The sequence below is a fragment of the Bradyrhizobium amphicarpaeae genome (assembly GCF_002266435.3).
GTDB classification, from domain to species: domain Bacteria; phylum Pseudomonadota; class Alphaproteobacteria; order Rhizobiales; family Xanthobacteraceae; genus Bradyrhizobium; species Bradyrhizobium amphicarpaeae.
The window spans coordinates 1,376,966-1,394,916 of record NZ_CP029426.2; the positions used below are offsets into that span (position 1 = coordinate 1,376,966).

13 protein-coding genes are annotated in these 17,951 nt (G+C 66.2%); 5 read left to right on the forward strand and 8 right to left on the reverse strand.

Translation table 11 applies throughout. The features are described from left to right. Nucleotides 1-63 precede the first annotated feature (63 nt). Nucleotides 64-1,800, forward strand: coding sequence for a ubiquinone-dependent pyruvate dehydrogenase (gene poxB, locus CIT40_RS06690; RefSeq protein WP_094895141.1), 1,737 nt, complete (start codon nucleotides 64-66; stop codon nucleotides 1,798-1,800). On the opposite strand, the gene CIT40_RS06695 is transcribed toward poxB, so the two are convergent. Both CIT40_RS06695 and CIT40_RS06700 read right to left on the reverse strand, forming a co-directional pair. Beyond that, nucleotides 1,797-2,162, reverse strand: coding sequence for a hypothetical protein (locus CIT40_RS06695; protein WP_162307378.1), 366 nt, complete (start codon nucleotides 2,160-2,162; stop codon nucleotides 1,797-1,799). The two genes, poxB and CIT40_RS06695, sit on opposite strands and share 4 nt — an antisense overlap. 67 nt (nucleotides 2,163-2,229) lie before the next feature. Beyond that, nucleotides 2,230-3,138, reverse strand: coding sequence for a PaaI family thioesterase (locus CIT40_RS06700; protein ID WP_094895142.1), 909 nt, complete (start codon nucleotides 3,136-3,138; stop codon nucleotides 2,230-2,232). Between the two features lie 115 nt (nucleotides 3,139-3,253). Between CIT40_RS06700 and CIT40_RS06705 the strand changes: the two genes are divergently transcribed. Continuing rightward, nucleotides 3,254-3,574 (forward strand): hypothetical protein, encoded by a 321-nt coding sequence (locus tag CIT40_RS06705; protein WP_162307379.1) that lies wholly within the window; start codon nucleotides 3,254-3,256, stop codon nucleotides 3,572-3,574. 178 nt (nucleotides 3,575-3,752) lie between these two features. Here the strand turns inward: CIT40_RS06705 and CIT40_RS06710 are convergent, their stop codons facing one another. The 3 genes from CIT40_RS06710 to CIT40_RS06720 all read right to left on the reverse strand — a co-directional run bounded on the left by CIT40_RS06710 (nucleotide 3,753) and on the right by CIT40_RS06720 (nucleotide 8,011). Continuing rightward, nucleotides 3,753-5,222: an amidase gene (locus tag CIT40_RS06710; RefSeq protein ID WP_162307380.1), complete on the reverse strand. Its 1,470-nt coding sequence runs from the start codon at nucleotides 5,220-5,222 to the stop codon at nucleotides 3,753-3,755. 109 nt (nucleotides 5,223-5,331) lie between these two features. Continuing rightward, the gene (gene atzD, locus CIT40_RS06715; protein WP_094895144.1) at nucleotides 5,332-6,435 is read right to left on the reverse strand and encodes a cyanuric acid amidohydrolase; all 1,104 of its coding nucleotides are present in this window, start codon (nucleotides 6,433-6,435) and stop codon (nucleotides 5,332-5,334) included. A gap of 292 nt (nucleotides 6,436-6,727) precedes the next feature. Further along, nucleotides 6,728-8,011, reverse strand: coding sequence for an IS701 family transposase (locus tag CIT40_RS06720; RefSeq protein ID WP_094890650.1), 1,284 nt, complete (start codon nucleotides 8,009-8,011; stop codon nucleotides 6,728-6,730). 1,212 nt (nucleotides 8,012-9,223) lie between these two features. On the opposite strand from CIT40_RS06720, the gene CIT40_RS06725 reads away from it, so the two are divergent. Continuing rightward, nucleotides 9,224-11,563, forward strand: coding sequence for a Tex family protein (locus tag CIT40_RS06725; RefSeq protein ID WP_162307381.1), 2,340 nt, complete (start codon nucleotides 9,224-9,226; stop codon nucleotides 11,561-11,563). Nucleotides 11,564-11,723: 160 nt separating this feature from the next. Here the strand turns inward: CIT40_RS06725 and CIT40_RS06730 are convergent, their stop codons facing one another. The 3 genes from CIT40_RS06730 to CIT40_RS06740 all read right to left on the reverse strand — a co-directional run bounded on the left by CIT40_RS06730 (nucleotide 11,724) and on the right by CIT40_RS06740 (nucleotide 14,266). Continuing rightward, complete coding sequence (locus tag CIT40_RS06730; protein ID WP_094891707.1) at nucleotides 11,724-12,095, reverse strand: response regulator transcription factor; 372 nt, start codon at nucleotides 12,093-12,095, stop codon at nucleotides 11,724-11,726. After that, the gene (locus tag CIT40_RS06735; RefSeq protein ID WP_094891706.1) at nucleotides 12,092-12,949 is read right to left on the reverse strand and encodes a S1C family serine protease; all 858 of its coding nucleotides are present in this window, start codon (nucleotides 12,947-12,949) and stop codon (nucleotides 12,092-12,094) included. Before CIT40_RS06735 ends, CIT40_RS06730 begins: the two co-directional genes overlap by 4 nt. A 174-nt stretch (nucleotides 12,950-13,123) precedes the next feature. Continuing rightward, entirely contained in the window at nucleotides 13,124-14,266 is a 1,143-nt protein-coding gene (locus tag CIT40_RS06740; protein ID WP_094891705.1) for a GGDEF domain-containing protein, read from the reverse strand. A gap of 191 nt (nucleotides 14,267-14,457) precedes the next feature. On the opposite strand from CIT40_RS06740, the gene CIT40_RS06745 reads away from it, so the two are divergent. Together CIT40_RS06745 and CIT40_RS06750 are read left to right on the forward strand one after the other, a co-directional pair. Then, nucleotides 14,458-15,333 (forward strand): dihydrodipicolinate synthase family protein, encoded by an 876-nt coding sequence (locus tag CIT40_RS06745; RefSeq protein WP_094891704.1) that lies wholly within the window; start codon nucleotides 14,458-14,460, stop codon nucleotides 15,331-15,333. Nucleotides 15,334-15,528: 195 nt separating this feature from the next. Beyond that, the gene (locus CIT40_RS06750) at nucleotides 15,529-17,850 is read left to right on the forward strand and encodes a xanthine dehydrogenase family protein molybdopterin-binding subunit (RefSeq protein WP_094891703.1); all 2,322 of its coding nucleotides are present in this window, start codon (nucleotides 15,529-15,531) and stop codon (nucleotides 17,848-17,850) included. Nucleotides 17,851-17,951 lie beyond the last annotated feature (101 nt).

A 17,951-nucleotide genomic window follows, 5' to 3' on the forward strand; every position in this document is an offset into this window, starting at 1 on the left:
CCTCATATTGCCGCGATGCTGATGTGATGCATCGCGGAGTGAGACCGGCGACAGGAGACCGACATGGCGATCAACAACGTGGCCGATCTGTTCGTGGCAACGCTCGAACAGGCCGGCGTCAAGCGCATCTACGGCATCGTCGGCGACAGCCTGAACGCCTTGACGGAGTCGCTGCGCCGCCGCGGCACCATCGAATGGATCCATGTCCGCCACGAGGAGGTCGCAGCCTTCGCTGCGGCCGGCGAAGCCGAGATGACCGGAAGCCTCGCGGTGTGCGCGGGCTCCTGCGGCCCCGGCAATCTGCATCTGATCAACGGCCTGTTCGATGCGCATCGCAGCCGCGTCCCCGTGCTGGCAATCGCTGCGCAGATCCCGACCGCCGAGATCGGCAGCGGCTATTTCCAGGAGACCCATCCGCAGAACCTGTTCCGCGAATGCAGCCATTATTGCGAACTGGTCTCCGACCCGAGCCAGCTTCCTTACGTGCTGGAAAATGCGATCCGCGCGGCGGTGGGCCTGCGCGGCGTCGCCGTCGTCGCCATGCCCGGCGATGTCGCGTTCCGCAGCCCGCCCAAGCGCGGGCTGTCGACCACCCGCGGGCTCAGCGTGGCGGCGCCGAAGGTGATGCCGCAGGCGGATGAGCTGCAGGCGCTGGCGGATCTCCTCAACGGCGCCGAGCGCATCACCCTGTTCTGCGGCCGCGGCTGCGCCGGCGCGCATGCGCCCTTGATGCGGCTGGCGGAAGCGCTGAAGAGCCCGATCGTGCATGCGCTCGGCGGCAAGGAGCATGTCGAATATGACAACCCCTACGACGTCGGCATGACCGGCTTCATCGGCTTCTCCTCGGGCTACGCGGCCATGCATGCCTGCGACGCCCTGGTGATGCTCGGGACCGATTTCCCCTACAAGCAGTTCTTCCCCACCGATGCGAAGGTCGTGCAAATCGACATCCGTCCCGAGAATCTGGGACGCCGCTGCAAGATCGACCTCGGCCTCGTCGGCGACGTCAAGCTGACCATCGAAGCGCTGCTGCCGCTGCTGAAGGCAAAGACGCAGCGCAAGCATCTCGACGACGCCGTCGCGCACTACAAGAAGGCGCGCGAGGGCCTGGATTCACTTGCCAAGGGCACGCCGGGAAGCAAGCCGATCCATCCGCAATATCTCGCCAAGATCATCAGCGACCATGCCTCCGACGACGCGGTTTTCACCGCCGATGTCGGCACGCCCACGGTGTGGGCCGCGCGCTATCTCGACATGAACGGCCGCCGACGTCTGATCGGCTCTTTCGTGCACGGCTCGATGGCGAATGCGATGCCGCAGGCGATCGGCGCGCAGGCGGCCCAGCCCGGCCGCCAGGTGATCTCGCTGTCGGGCGACGGCGGCTTCACCATGCTGATGGGGGATCTGATCACGCTGACGCAGATGAAGCTGCCGGTGAAGGTGGTGATCTTCAACAACGGCGTGCTCGGCTTCGTCGCGCTGGAGATGAAGGCGGCAGGCTTCGTCGACACCAATGTCGACCTGGAGAACCCCGACTTCGCAGCGATGGCGCGCGCGATGGGCATCTTTGCCAAACGCGTCGAGGACCCGGGCGAGCTGCCCGGTGCCGTCAAGGAGATGCTCGCCCATGACGGCCCGGCGCTGCTCGACGTCGTCACCGCCAAGCAGGAGCTGTCGATGCCGCCGACCATCACGCCCGAGCAGATCAAGGGCTTCAGCCTCTGGGTGCTGCGCGCGGTGATGAACGGCCGCGGCGACGAGGTGCTCGACCTCGCCAGGACGAATCTCCTGCCCCGCTAGCCCCGCTTCACCGAAGGCGCGGGCAGTTGCGCGTGGCGGCGCTGGAAGCGTTGCCAGTGCAGCACGCTGCCGATCGTCAGGGCCGGCACGAAGCCGAGCACGATCAGGAAATGCGGCAGCTGCGTCGGCGAGACGAAGGCGATCGCGATGTCCGAGATCAGCCAGAGCGCGGCAAACATCACCGCGAAGTCCGTTCGCGGGCAGCGCAAATAGTAGAACACGGCCGTGATGACCATCGCAGGCCCGATCGCCACGCCGATCATGATCGCGGTCAGCTCCTTCGGCGTCAACGCGTCGAGCATCATCGAGGCCAGCAGCCAGAGCGCGGCGAACATGGCGATGATGTCGAGCGGATGCCGCAACCGAATACCTCTCGCGGGGACGTACCATCGTTGTGGCCGGAACTGCGGCCGTCAAGTCAAAATACGCCTATTCCTCGTCGCGTCCGGGCGTCGGGCGCAGCATGAAATGACCGAAGGCGGTGGCGATCGGCTTGTCCGCATCGTCCTGCCAGGCGCGCGCCTCGAAGGCGACGATGCGCCGGCCCTGCTTCACGATCGAGACGTTGGCGAAGGTGTCGAGCGCGCGGCCGGAGCGAAGATAGTTGATGGTGAGTCCGATCGGCTTGGGCAGCGCGGCGATGCCGAGCTCGCGCCTCACGCCGAAGATCGCAGTGGTCTCGAGGAAGGCGCCGGTCATGCCGCCATGGATCGCGGGCAGGATCGGATTGCCGATGATCTGCGGAGAGAACGGCATCGTCAGTGCGCCGTCGTCATTGACGCGAATGCCCAGCGCGCGCGCGAACGGGCTGTTCGCGAACGGACCGTCCGGATCCTCCGGGGCCTCCAGCGTCGGGATGCTGCGCGTATCCATCCTGCGGTCTGCCAGCATGTTGGTGCGGTTGGCGCCGATCATGAAGCAGGCGGTTGCGGTCGCGACCGGATCGTCCTCGGACTCCTGGTAGGCCGTCGAGCGCACGAAGGCGATCGAGCGCGTGGTGCGGTAGCAGACCGAATGCGCCTTGATGTCGAGACCGGGCGTAGCCGGCTTCTGATAGTCGATGCGCAGATCGAGCGTTGCGATCGCGCTCGTGCCGTCGAGCGCAAGTTGCACCGCCATGCCGCAGCTCTCGTCCAGCATCGCGGTGACGACGCCGCCATGCAGCACGCCGGTCTCGGTGTCGCCGACGAAGACGGGACGATAGGGCAGGCTGGACCAGGCCTCGCGAGGTGCGAAACGGTCGAGCTGCAGCCCGCTGATATGGCCGTAGTCGGAACGGCGGCCCTTGATGGCTTCGGCGAGTTCCTCGAACGGGAGCGTGATCGGTAGGGTGCTCATGGGGAGGTTCTAGACCAGTGTCGGGCGCGGCGCAAAACCCCCGAATGGGCCTCGACAGGGCGGACCAAAGCACCGATGGTGGGCGCTTCGTTCGTCGTTGCTGCAAGGAGCGCCCATGGCCGACCCCGAAATGCCCGCCGCCAATCAGGGGCCCGTCATCATTTCGAGCTCCAGCTCGGAGCGCGCGCCGATCATCTATTTCGACGGCGCGTCCTGTTTCGGCCATCACAACGGCGCGATCCAGATCGAGCTCGCCGCGAATTTGCTGATGCCGGTCGGTGCCGCCGTCAGGGTCGACGTGATTCAGACCGCGCATCTGCGTTGCAGCGTGGCCGCCGCGCTGGCGCTGCGCGAAGCGCTCGACAAGGCGCTGGCGATGTACCAGCAGGGCCAGAAGCAGCCGATGGCGGAGGAGATCCCGGCGGTGAAGAATTGAGGCTGGCGGTGCGACTGCGTCGGCCTTCATGGTTGGAGACGCGCCGCAAGGCGGCGCTCCTCACCATGAGGGTCTAAGATATCGCCGCGAAACAACACCTCATCCTGAGGAGCCCGCCAAAGCGGGCGTCTCGAAGGATGGCCGCAAGCGCAGGGCCTACGACTAAATAGGCCAAGCCTCAGCTCACATGCACCTTCGGCTTCCTGCCGCCGTTCCACTTGCCGTCGAGTGCTCGCTCGATCTGGGCGGCGAGCTGCAGCAGCAGGCCGTCACCCGCCTGTTTGGCGATGGCCTGGATGCCGAGCGGCAGGCCGTGGTCCTGGCTCGCCATCGGCATCGAGATCGCCGGCATGCCGCAGAGATTGGCCAGCGGCGTGAAGGCGAAGAAGCGCCAGAGATTGCCGAACCAGTCGAGCACATCAGGGTTGTCGGAGATGGTGAGGTATTCCCTGGTGCCGACCTTCGGCGTCGGCAGCGCGGTGATCGGCGTCAGGATCACGTCCCACTGCTCGAAGAAGGCACCGAAGCCGCGCGAGGTCGTGTTGAACACGCCTTGCATCTTCGCGCGCTCCGCGAAAGTCGTGTGGCGGCCGGCTTCCCAGATCCGGATGTTCATGGGCTCGATCAGATCTTCCGGCGGCCTTTCCAGTCCGCGCGCGGCCAGCATGTTGGAGATCACCACCGCGAAATTCGAGATGTAGCACATCGTCTGCGCCTCGAACGCGGCGCGGAAATCCAGTTCGGGCAGTGCGTAGTCGACGTGATGGCCGAGGCCTTCGAGGAAGCGGCCGGTCTTCTCCAGCTCGGCTGCGAGCTCGGGCGTCGCGGTGTAGTCGCCCCAGCTGTGCGACAGCGCGATGCGCAGCTTGCCCGGATCGCGTTTGATCATCTCCGAATAAGGCTGCGCCGTGGTCCAGAACGGCATGAACTCGCCGGGCGCTGGTCCGCGGGCGTGATCGACGAAGGCGGCGGTGTCGCGCACCGAGCGCGACTGGCAGCCCTGGATCGAGACGAGGCCGGTGAGGTCCGACATGTGCGGCGCCAGCGAGAACACGCCGCGCGAGACTTTCAGCCCGATATTGCCGTTGACACCGGCGGGAATGCGGATCGAGCCGCCGCCGTCGGTGGCATGTGCGATCGGCACCACGCCGGCGGCAACCATCGCGGCGCTGCCGGCCGACGAGCCGCAAGTGGTATAATCGGTATTCCAGGGATTGCGGGTGACGTAGACGGCGGGATTGTCGGCCGACGAGCACACGCCGAATTCCGGCGTGGTGGTGCGTCCGATCAGATTGAGGCCGGCCTGGCGAAATTTGCCGGTGAGGAACGTATCGGCCGCGGCGCGGTTGCCGCGCATCAGCAGCGAGCCCATTTCCTGCAGCCGGCCCTTCATGGTCGGCCCGAGGTCCTTCATCAGGAACGGCAGGCCGGCGAACGGACCTGCCAGATTGGCGCCGTCCTTGGCGGGATCGGCAATCACGTCCTCGAACAGCTCGACGACGCCCGACAGCGCCGGATTGACCTTGGCGACACCCGCGGCAGCCTGGCGTGCCAGCTCCTTTGCCGTCAGCTCGCCCTTGCGGACGCGCGCCGCGAGGCCCAGGCCATCGTGCTGCGCCCATTCGTTCCAGCTCATCGGCAAAGTCATGAAGTCAAAATCCCATTGAGACGGCGTCACCCTTTTCGCAAGGAGCCGCGTTTAATCAACTGAGCCGGCACGAGGGGCAGGGTTGCGCCGGGCGGAGAGGTCGGGGTCATTAGAACAGTCGGGAGATCGCCGCAACCGGTCCGCCGCCGGCCGGCCCCTGATGCTCGGCGCCGCCGGAGACATAGACCACCCCGGTGCCGGCAAGGCCTGCGATCAAGCCGCCGACCGCCGCGCGGGCATGGCGTGTCGAGCTGATGTCGGTGTCTTCCAGCATGGTGTGACGGAAGCCGCGCACGCTGCCATCGGGCGAAGCCTCGGCCTTGGCGAAAATGTTGACGAGCTCGCGACCCGGCTGCGGATTTGCACCAAGCCCGACGCTCTGCAACGCAGATACCACCGCGGCCGCATCGATTGCGTCGTTCATCACGGCATGCCCGATCTCGAACGCGCTGGCGGACGTCTCCGAATTGCCGAGCACGATGACGACGTTGTGCATCAGTTCGATTCCGGACGAGGTCGAGGCGACCTTCGAGAACAAATCATAGCGCCGCAGCACATCCTCATCGCAAATGTCGGATGTGACCTCGCCGAGTGCGACCGCAACCCCGAGCGCGGAGGCGCCGCGCGAATAAGCCATCGAGCTGTAAGAGCTGATCGTCGCGGTCTTGTTGCCGCGCGCGGCGGCCGCCTCGACGCGCTCGCTGGTGAGCAGCGGGCACTTGATCTGCACGAAATGGACGTCAATGGGATCGGTGATGCCGGCATCCGCCATCGCGGCCTTCACGGCCTTGGCGGTCTCGGCGATCTGCGCCGAGCGGCCAAGCTCCTCAGGCAGGAAATCGCGGGTCTGCGCCATGCCGATGCTCAAGCGCTTGCCGGAGATGCCTTTCGGCGACGTCTCGACCTGCCGGCGCGTGAAAACCGTAATGTGCGGGCTGAGCACGCCCTCGGTGCCGCCCGACATCACGAAGGCGATGCGCTGCTCGACCTCATGTGGCGTCAGGCCGAGCTTCGGCGCCAGCGCCGTGGACAGTGCCGCAACGGCATACTCCCGCGTGAAGTCGTTGACGCCGCCATTGCCCTCGGTCTTGCCGAGCACGGCCAAAATGGAGGCCGGATTGATCGCGCCTGAAACGATCAGGTCCATGAGGCCGGACACGTCGCCGGGGCCCCTGGTGGCGAGCTTGAAGACGCCGACCGATGTGGTCCGCATTGGTAGTCCTCGTGGGCAGTTCGGTGGTCCGGCGGGGCCAGCCAGCCGTGGAACGGGGGTGGATGTCAAGGTGCACGGTGCGTAGGGCGGATTAGCGAGCGTAATCCGCCTCTGTCTGTCTCTGCGGGGCAGCGCTGCGGATTACGCCTTCGGCTAATCTTACTGCGTCACGGTCGTTCGTCGGGTTCTAGGTGGGGCGATGGCTCCGCAGCAGGGACACCGTGACAAGGTTTTGATGAGATCGTAAATCAGCCGCACGCGCACGGTTGCGATCGAGTTTGGGACGTGGCGTTCAGGCCGCGCGGGCAGAGCCTCTGGGTCGATAATCGTCGGGTAAGGCAGGGACCTGGAGCGGCGTGACGGAACGAGGTCCTGAGGGGGGAATCATCGCCTGCTCGGCGATCAAGAACCCATAAGCCGCGATGCACAGGGTCGCGTGGTGATGGAAGCCGCGCCAGCCGCGTCCCTCGTAGTGACCGAGTCCGACCTCCTGCTTCAGCTCCTGATAGTCGCGCTCGATGCGCCAACGCAGCTTGGCCATGTCGACGAGCTGCTGGATGTCGATAGTCTCGGGCAAGGTCGAGAGCCAGTATCTGGTGGGCTCTGCTTCGCCCTCCGGCCATTCGATCAACAGCCATTCGGGCGATGATGTCTCGGGGATCAGCTTGTTGTACCCGACGCGGACGCGCACATGCGCGAAGCGCGAGGACAACTTCTCAGCCGAGCCTTCGCGCCACGTCACCGTGCGCCAGGCCTGCTTCGGCAAACCGAGCGCCACCTTCTTGGCCGAGATCAGATCGGGCTCGTCGCGACGGCCCGTGTTGTTCATCGGCTTGTCCATCCGCCGTGGGCCGCTGCCTGGGGCCCACATCAATATGGTCGGCACGATGCTGACCACGTAAGGCACCCCCAACTCCGTCATGCCCGCGCGCAGTTGCGAGTCCCTGCCATAGGCCGCGTCCATCAGTCCAACGCCGCGCGGCAGGCCGGCCTTGCAGGCCCATCTGATCTGCTCCAGTGCAATTTGCGACTTTGTCTTGAACTTGACCTCCTTCGGAACGCCTGCCTTGTTCCGTCGGACACGGTCCTTGGCCCACTCCTGTGAAAGATAGAGCCGATAGGCGACCGGCAAGCTGGCAGAGCGGTTGGCGATCGACAGCGACACTGCCACCTGGCAATTGGCCTGCTTGCCGAGTTGCCCGCAATATTGGTGATGTACGCCGACCGAATGCTTGCCTTGCTTGGGGAACGAGGTGTCGTCGATGATCCACGCCTCGATCGGTCCGCTCCTCTCGATCGCAGGCAGCACAAGCTCTCGCACCTTGGCGAGCACATCCTCGTCCGACCAGGTCGCGTCGGCGACAAAATGCAACAGAGATTGGTGCTGGGCGGACGCTCGAGCCGGTGCCGTCCGCGCTGCCATCGGCTCCACGCTCTTGCGCTCACCCGGCAGTATCAGGCCGGTGCAGTAGTCACGCAGCTGCCTCGTCCGATCCGCGTGACCGATCACGCTCCCAAGACCCGCTACGTACTTCCCAAACCGCGCTTCGCAATCTCCGCCCTGATCGAGATCCATCTGGCCCTCCAAGTGCCAAATAACGAATCTCCCCAAATACTTGATTCTCAGTCTCAATAGACCGCGACACGCTGACTCAGTAGTACTAATCCGCCCTACAAGACCTTGCGTTGCCCGTCAGGCAAAACACCAATTCCTCGGTCAATCGACCTGCGTCAAAATATTCCACTTTACCGAAATTCGGTTTCGGCGTATGTGTCGTCCATCCTGATCCGGCGAAAGGGGCGGTCGTACGTCGTTTCGAACCGCGGATCGGGGAGCGGTGGACGCGGCAGCGTCGTGCACGAGAGGCGGGAGCAGGGCGGGCAAACCCCGTGAGGTCCTGGCCGCGTGCGGACGAGCGGCGCTGATGCGTACGGTCAAATCGCGTGGTCCTGGCTGTCGTTGCCACAGCCAAGTCTTGCGGAGGTGCGCCGGGCCCAACCGGGCGAAGCGCGCCGTCAATTCGCGAGGACGAGGGAGGCCAAAGGAAAGTTCGGCTCCCGGGAGAGCGCGCCATACGCCGTCAAACATCGCGCAGGGAAGGCCGGACGTCTCGGCTTCACCTGTTGATCCGTTGTGCATTGCGTGTGCGTTTTCATCGCACGGCGGATTGTGGGTGCCAAGCCGGCGCCCGGCCTTCCCTGCGCCCTTTCCATTGAGGGCGTGAAGAAGAGAGCAAGACTCGGGCGGAAGCGCCGCGAGAAGGAGAAGGCATGTCCGCGAGTCACAATCACCGACATCGTAGAGTGGGCAAAGCGGCTTGTCCGCCATAGCTCGAAGAGCGACGGCGGAAAGCGTGCCCACGCGTCTCGTGCCGCAAGATGAATTCGGTGGGCACGGCGCTTCGCGCCTTTGCCCACCCTACGGGACTGGCGGCGTGGCGAGAGCGGGCGACACATTTCGCTCTCGTGCCCCGGACGCAGCGCAGCGGCCCCGGCGATGCGAAGCATCGTTCGGGCTGGTGCGCTGCAGAGCCGGGGCCCATGTCGCCGCATGCCGTGCCGCTTTTGGGTCCCGGCTCTGCGCAGCAGCGTAAGAACGCTGCAGCGCGTCCGGGACACGAGAGCAGCACGTCCCCACGAATGTGGCGAGATCGCATCATCTCGACAAAAAATCCCCTGTCGACGGTTCTCTGCGGTACCTTGATGAATCGACCCCGGTTGGTCCATAAGCGGCGTCCCGTGGCCGGTGGTTCGCCGCCGCGTTGCGTGCTTGGAGGGAATTTCTCGCGTGGCAAATATCAACCAGAAAATTGCGCAGGAGCTTGGGGTTCGGGCCGAGCAGGTCGAGGCGACGGTGACGCTGCTCGACGGTGGCGCCACGGTTCCCTTCATCGCCCGCTACCGCAAGGAAGCGACCGGTGCGCTCGACGACGCACAATTGCGCACCCTGGAAGAGCGTCTCGGTTACCTGCGCGAGCTCGAAGACCGTCGCAAGGCCATCCTCGAATCAGTCCGCGAGCAGGGCAAGCTCGATGCTGCCCTCGAAGCCTCCATTCTCGCCGCCGACAGCAAGGCCCGCCTCGAAGACATCTATCTGCCGTTCAAGCCGAAGCGCCGCACCAAGGCGGAGATCGCCAAGGAAGCCGGCCTCGAGCCGCTCGCCAACCAGCTGATGGCGGAGCCCACGAACGATCCGAAGATCGTGGCCGAAGCCTTCGTCAACGCCGAGAAGGGCGTTGCTGACGCCGCCGCAGCGCTGGACGGAGCCCGCGCCGTCCTGGTCGAGCGTTTCGACGAAGACGCCGATTTGATCGGCGCACTCCGCGAGGAGATGTGGACCAATGCGCGCATGGCCTCCAAGGTGCGCGACGGCAAGAAGACCGAGGGCGAGAAGTTCGCCGACTATTTCGACTTCTCCGAGCCGCTGACCAAGCTGCCCTCGCACCGCATCCTCGCGATGTTCCGCGGCGAGAAGGAGGAGATCCTGGACCTGCAGATCCAGGCCGAAGCCGAGGCGCCGCCGCCCGGCGTGCCCAGCGCCTACGAACTGAAGATCATGAAGCGGTTCGGCATCGCCGATCTCAAGCGCGCCGGCGACCGCTGGCTGATCGACACCGTGCGCTGGGCCTGGCGCACCAAGATCCAGGTGCATCTCAACATCGATTTGCGCATGCGGCTGTGGAATGCCGCCGAGACCGAGGCCGTGCGCGTGTTCGCCTCCAATTTGCGCGACCTGCTGCTGGCCGCTCCGGCCGGCACCCGCGTCACCATGGGGCTCGATCCCGGCTATCGCACCGGCGTCAAGGTCGCCGTCACCGATGCGACCGGCAAGGTGGTCGATACCGCCGTGATCTATCCGCACGAGCCGCAGCGGCAGTGGAACGAGTCGCTCGCGATCCTCGGCAAGCTGGCATTGAAGCATCGTGTCGAGCTGATCGCGATCGGCAACGGCACCGCCTCGCGCGAGACCGACAAGCTCGCAGGCGATCTCGTCAAGGGGCTGGCCGAGCTGAAGATGACCAAGATCGTGGTGTCCGAAGCCGGCGCGTCGGTCTATTCGGCCTCGGCTTTCGCCTCGGAGGAATTGCCCGGTCTCGACGTCACCCTGCGCGGCGCGGTCTCGATCGCGAGGCGGCTGCAGGATCCTCTCGCCGAGCTCGTCAAGATCGAGCCCAAGGCGATCGGCGTCGGCCAGTATCAGCACGATCTCGGCCAGGCCAAGCTCGCCAAGTCGCTGGATGCCGTGGTCGAGGACTGCGTGAACGCGGTCGGCGTCGACGTTAACACCGCGTCCGCGCCGCTGCTTGCCCGCGTGTCGGGTGTCGGCTCGGGCCTCGCCCAGAGCATCGTGGCACACCGTGACGCCAACGGCCCGTTCAAGTCGCGCAAGGCGCTCAAGGATGTGCCGCGGCTCGGGCCGAAGGCATTCGAGCAGTGCGCCGGCTTCCTGCGCATCCTCGGCGGCGAGGACCCGCTCGACGCCTCCGGCGTGCATCCGGAAGCCTATCCGGTGGTGCGCCGGATTCTCAGCGCCACCAAGAGCGACATCAAGGCGCTGATCGGCTCCAGCGAGATCGTGCGCACCTTGAAACCGAAGGATTTCGTCGACGAGACCTTCGGTCTGCCGACGGTCACCGACATCTTGAAGGAATTGGAGAAGCCTGGCCGCGATCCGCGTCCGGCCTTCAAGGCCGCCGTGTTCATGGAGGGCGTCGAGGAGATCAAGCATCTCAAGAAGGGCATGATCCTCGAGGGCACCGTGACCAACGTCGCCGCCTTCGGTGCCTTCGTCGACATCGGCGTGCACCAGGACGGCCTCGTGCACATCTCGGCGATGTCCAGGACCTACATCAAGGATCCGCGCGAGGTGGTGAAGCCCGGCGACATCGTCAAGGTCAAGGTGCTGGACTTCGAGGTCGCCCGCAAGCGCATCTCGCTGACCTTGCGCCTCGACGACGAGGTCGGGCCTAAGAAGGACGCCCCCGGCATGCAGCGCGACAACGGCGCGCGCAATCCGTCACGCATGACCTCGTCCGCTCCGCGCAAGCAGGAGTCGTCCGGTGGCGGCGGCGCTCTCGCCGAAGCGCTGCGCAGGGCGGCGGAAAAGAACAACGGCAAGCGGGTGTGAGTTCCTAGCCTCTCCCCGCGCTTTGCAGGGAGAGGTCGGATCGAGCCCTATCCCAGTCGTCATTGCGAGCGTAGCGAAGCAATCCAGACTGTCTCCGCGGAAAAACTCTGGATTGCTTCGCTGCGCTCGCAATGACGCTGAGAGAGTGGCGCGTCGCCGCTCAGAGCTCTATCACGCCGCGGCGCGCCGCATGCGCGACGGCATCAGTGCGGCCGGTGGCATCCAGCTTGTCGAGCAGCGAGCCGACGTGGAACTTGACGGTGTGCACGGAGATGCCGAGCTGGCGCGCGATCATCTTGTTGGAGGCGCCTTCGGCCATCAGCGCCAGTACATCGAGCTCGCGCTGCGTCAGTGCGATGTCGTCGGGCATGACGCGCGGATCACGGGCGACGATCGTCGCCGCCGCGGTCTCGCCCGGCGCGGCGAGGCGAACCCCGGCGACGCTGCCGAGCAACGCCTCGAGGCGACCGGCGAGCGCGGGGTCGTCGATCTCCAGAGCGAGCACGATCTCCGGCGTTTGGTCCTCGCTCACGCCTCCGGCCTCTCGCCGACCGTGACCTTGAAGCTGACCGGCTCGCCGCCGCGGCGCGCGGCGACGTCGACCACCGCGCCGACGCTGGACGGACCCAGCGTCCGCGACAGCGCGCGCACGCCTGACAGCTTCTGGTCGTTGACCGCGACGATCACGTCGCCCTGGCGGATGCCGGCGGCGGCCGACGGTCCGGCCTTGTCGACATTCATCACCATCGCGCCGACGCCGTCGTCGAGCCGGAGCGGCTGCAGCCCGAGGCCGAGATATCCGCGGGCGATGCGGCCGCGCGTCTCCAGCTGCGCCGCGACGCGCTCGATCGTCGCGGTCGGGATCACCAGCACGCGCCGAGGTCCGAGCACGGCCATGCCGAAGGCTTCGCCCGATGCATCGAGCGCAAGGCCGCCCTGCTGGCTGCCGCGCAGGCGAATGTCGAGATCGATCCGCGCATCGATCTCGCCGCCGCGCAAGGAGCGCCAGCCGTTGCCGGAGGCCGACACCATCCCGAGTGCGGCGCTCGACGTGTCGCGGCTGGTGGCGACCACGATCGCCAATGCGCCCAGCGGCGGGACTGTCGCGGTGAGCTTGATTGGGGCCGTCGCGGTGTCGGCGCGCAGCAACGCGATATCGGTGGTGTGGTCGCGGCCGGCGATCGTGGCGGCCGCGCGGCGGCCGTCGGGGAGGCCGATCTCGACGTCGCCCTCGTCGGCCAGCGCCTCGTCGGCGGTGACGATCAGGCCGTTCTTCCAGACGAAGCCGGTGGCGCGGGAGCGATGCGAGTGCACGGAGACGATGGACGGCGCGGTGCGCGCAACCAGATCCGCGAGGGCGGACGACAGGGAGGTAAGGTCGGTCATGGTTGGCTCCTATGAGGTGTCTCCAATCTGGGATATCGCGGGGAATCGCGAAACTGGCCGGGTGGCCAGGACAAGGAATGGCCTCTACAGCCCACGGCCGACGAACATAGGATTGGGAGCGGCTCACAGGAACATGCAGCAATCCGAGAATTGCGTCACATGGCCGCGAGGAGTTCAGCGGATGCCTGCAGCGCGTTCGAGGACGGCGTTCTCGTCCGACCAGGTCCAGCGTCCGCCTCCATTGCGCTTGGCGACATAGAGGGCGCGGTCGACCCGCTCCAGCAGCTGCGAGGCCCTGGCTGCGGTCACCGCGCCGGTGCTGACGAGAATGCCGGCGCTCGCCGCGATGCGGACCGGAATGTCCGTCAGCAGGAACGGCATCGAGAGATCGGCAATGGCCTGGCGTGCCAGCGCGAGTGCTTGCTCGCGGCCGTCGTCGCCTGCCGCAACCGGCTTGAGCATCAGGAACTCGTCGCCGCCGAATCGTGCGGCGATGCCGTTGCTGCCGACGCAGAGCGACAGCCGCTCCGCGACCTGACGCAGCAGGTCGTCACCGGCTTGATGGCCGTGACGGTCGTTGACCGGCTTGAAGCCGTCGAGATCGATGGCGACGATGGCGAAGTCGTCCTTCGTCTCGGCCAGCGCCTGGAAGAACGCGGCGCGGTTCGGCAGTCCCGTGAGGAAGTCGTGGGTGGCCTGCCGCGCCAGGCGGTGCTTGGCTTCGAGGCGCTCCACGAAGGCGGCGCTGAGATGCCCGGAAGCCTCGCGCAAGGTCAGCCAGAAGAACACCAGCATGATCGCGCCGATCTTGTAGGCGAATTCCGGCCGCAGTAGGCCGCCGACGATGGTCGGCGTCAACAGCACGGCGGCCGTGGTGAGGATGATCCACGGACGGATCGCCGCGCGCGAAACCATGCCGACGCAGAACGACATCGAGAGCCCGAACGCGATCCAGGCGCCGGGGTCGTCGTCGATCTCGAGCGCGCGATAGGAGAGCATGCCGAGCGCGAGGCCGAACGCGGATGCGCCGGCCCCGTAGATCCGTTCCCAGCGGATCACGTCGGCATCGGAGAATTGCGCCGCGCGCGAACGGTAGCGGAACAGGGAAAAGATGCGGGCTGCGGCCGTGATGAAGATGAAGACCGAGATCACGGCATAGCCGATATCGCCGCTCATGATCGCGAGCGCTACGGCACCCGTCACCGAGGTGACGCCGATGGCGGACACCTGCGGCAGCGACGTGTACAGGAGATCGACGAGCTCGCGCCGGATGCGCGGATCGGGATGCAAATACCTGGACAGCATTGTGAGAGGCATGCCGGCACCATCGCCGTCACTCCCTAACATGGGGTAGGAGAGGGGCGCGACACGGATGGCCGGCGCGCAACGTCCTTAAGAAGTGGTCAATGCGCGCGCTTGCTGGCAATTTTGTCGCGTGTTAGCAGCAATGCCGGGTGGGCGACGCCGGCTTGCCGGTGTGCTGCCGGCCTTCCTCATTGGACTCCGACATGGCCGAATTTCACGGTGTGTTTCCCTACCTGGTGTCGCCCGTCGATGCCGACGGCACGGTGCGCACCAACGTGCTCGCAAGGCTTTGCGACGATCTGATCGGCGCCGGCGTGCACGGGCTGACGCCGCTCGGCTCGACCGGCGAGTTCGCCTATCTCAATGCCGCCCAACGGACAGCGGTCGTGCGGACCACGATCGAGGCCGCAAAGGGCCGCGTGCCCGTGATCGCGGGCATCGCCTCGACCTCCACGGCGGATGCGGTGGCGCAGGCGAGGGCGTACCAGACGTGTGGTGCCAACGGCATCCTGGCGATCCTGGAGGCGTATTTCCCGCTCACCGACGCCCAGATCGAATCCTATTTCCGCGCCATCGCGGATGCCGTCGACATTCCCGTCGTCATCTATACCAACCCGCAATTCCAGCGCTCCGACCTTACCCTCGACGTCATCGCGCGGCTCGCCGAGCATCCGCGCATCGGCTACATCAAGGACGCCTCGACCAACACCGGCCGGCTGCTCTCGATCATGAACCGCTGCGGGGACTCCTTGCGGGTGTTCTCGGCTTCCGCTCATATCCCGGCCGCGGTGATGCTGATCGGCGGGCTCGGCTGGATGGCAGGCCCGGCCTGCATCATCCCGCGCCAGAGCGTCGCGCTCTACGACCTCTGCAAGGCCGGCCGCTGGGACGAGGCGATGACGCTGCAGCGCAAGCTGTGGCGCATCAACGAGGCCTTCGCCCGCTTCAACCTCGCCGCCTGCATCAAGGCCGGCCTCGCGATCCAGGGCTACGACGTCGGCGATCCCGTGCCGCCGCAGGCCCCGCTGACGGACGACGCGCGCAAGATCGTGGAGGCGGCGCTCAGGGAGCTGGCGTAGCCATACCCTCCGTCGCGTCATGGCCGGGCTTGACCCGGCCTTCCACGCGCCTCCACACGAGAAGAACGTGGATGCCCGGGACAAGCCCGGGCATGACGAAATCGCGGATATCCCGCCCAAAACCGCGGCTGGCCTCGCATGCCTCGATCCGCTAAAAGGCTGCCGCATTTCAAGAGACTTCGAGGATCCCACGGAATGAACATTCTTCCCGGCAATTTGCGTTTCGGAGCGGGCCAGCCCGTCAGGCGTTTGGAAGACCAGCGGCTGCTGACCGGGAAGGGGCAGTTCATCGACGACAAGCCGGAAGACGGTGCCTTGTGGTTGCACGTGCTGCGCTCGCCGCATGCCCACGCCAGGATCGTCTCGATCGACACCGGCGCCGCGGCATCGATGCCGGGCGTCGCCGCGATCTACACCGGTGCTGACCTCGTCAAGGACGATGTCGGCACCATTCCGACCTTGAGCATCTTCAAGCGCCCCGACGGCAAGCCGATGACGGTGCCGCCGCGCCGGCTGCTCGCCCATGAAATCGTGCGCTACGCCGGCGAAGCCGTGGCCGCGGTGGTGGCGGCCTCGCGCGCTGAGGCGCAGAGCGCGGCCGAGGCGATCGCGGTCGAGTACGACGTGCAACCGGCGGTGGTCGACCCGGTCGAGGCCGTCAAGCCGGGCGCGCCCGTGGTGTGGCCGGAGGCGCCCGACAACATCGTCGGCGCGATGTCCTACGGCGATGCCGCCAAGGTGGACGAGGCTTTTGCCAAAGCCGCGCACACGGTCGAACTCGATCTCGTCAGCCAGCGCCTCGTGCCGTCCGCGATGGAGCCGCGCTCGACCATAGCCGAGATCGACAAGAAGACCGGCCGCCTGCTGCTGCACGTGCAATCGCAGACGCCGGCCTCGACCCGCGACGTGCTGGCGGAGGCCGTGCTCAAGCGTCCCAAGGACAGCGTCCGCGTGCTGGTCGGCGACATCGGCGGCGGCTTCGGCCAGAAGACCAATCTCTATCCCGAGGACGGCATCGTCGCATACGCCGCGACCAAGCTGAACAAGAAGATCCGCTGGCGCGGCGACCGCACCGACGAGTTCGTCGGCGGCACCCATGGCCGCGATCTGACCTCGACCGCCTCCTTCGCGCTGGATGAGAAAGGCAAGGTGCTGGCCTATCGCGTCAAGTCGATCGGCTGCACCGGCGCCTATTCCTCGGGTGCCGCGAACATCATTCCGCTCGTGCTCGGGCCGTTCGTGCAGACCGGCGTCTACGATTTGCCGCTGGTGCATTTCGAGGTGAAGTCGGTGATGACCCACACGGCGCCTGTGGGCGCCTATCGCGGCGCCGGTCGCCCCGAGGCGGTTTTCATCGTCGAGCGTCTGTTCGACGCCGCGGCCCGAAAGATCGGAATGGATCCGCGCGCCATCCGCAAGGCGAACTACATCAAGCCGGCGCAGCTGCCCTACACCAACGCGGCCGGGCAGGTCTACGATTCCGGCGCCTTCGCACACATGCTCGACCGCGCCGTGAAGCTCGCCGACTGGGACGGCTTTGCCGCGCGCAAGAAGGCGGCGAAGAAGAAGGGCCTGCTTTACGGCCGCGGTCTCACCTCCTACATCGAATGGACCGGCGGCCGCGCCCACACCGAGAAGGTCAGCCTGCATGCGACCTCGCAGGGGCGCGTCGTGCTGCATTCCGGCACCATGGCGATGGGGCAGGGGCTGCAGACCACCTACACCCAGATGATCTCCGACACGCTCGGCATCGCCATGGACAAGATCGACGTGGTCCAGGGCGACACCGATCTTGCGCAGGGCTTTGGCAGCGTCGGCTCGCGCTCGCTGTTCGTCGGCGGCACGGCAGTTGCGGTCTCCTCCAACGATCTGATCCAGAAGGCGCGCGAGAAGGCGGCGAACGCGTTGGAGACCTCGATCGAGGACATCGAATATCAGGGCGGCATGCTCACCGTGGTCGGCACCGACCGCCGCATCAGCCTGTTCGATCTCGCCGAGAAGGAAGGCGGCGCCAAGCTGAGCGTCGATTCCGAGGGCGAGGTCGACGGTCCGAGCTGGCCGAACGGCACGCATATCTGCGAGGTCGAGATCGACCCGGAGACCGGCGTCTCCAGGGTGGTGCGTTACACCACGGTCGACGACGTCGGTGTCGCCGTGAACCCGATGCTGGTCACCGGCCAGATCCATGGCGGCGTCGCGCAAGGCATCGGCCAGGCACTGTATGAGGGCGTCTCGTATGATGCCGACGGCCAGCTCCTCACCGCGAGCTACCAGGACTACTGCATCCCGCGCGCCGACGACGTCCCGCCGATCGTGGTGACGCTGGATGATTCCGCGCCCTGCCGCACCAATCCGCTCGGCGCAAAAGGCTGCGGCGAATCCGGCGCGATCGGCGGCCCGCCTTGCGTCGCCAACGGCGTCATGGACGCGCTCGCCGAGCTCGGCATCACCCAGCTCAACACGCCCTTGACGCCGCAGAAGATCTGGCAGGCGATCAGGGACGCGAAGGCGAGCTGACGCTTTCGACCGCGTCTCGTCATTGCGAGCGCAGCGAAGCAATCCAGAATCTCTCCGCAGAAGAGGTCTGGATTGCTTCGTCGCAAAGGCTCCTCGCAATG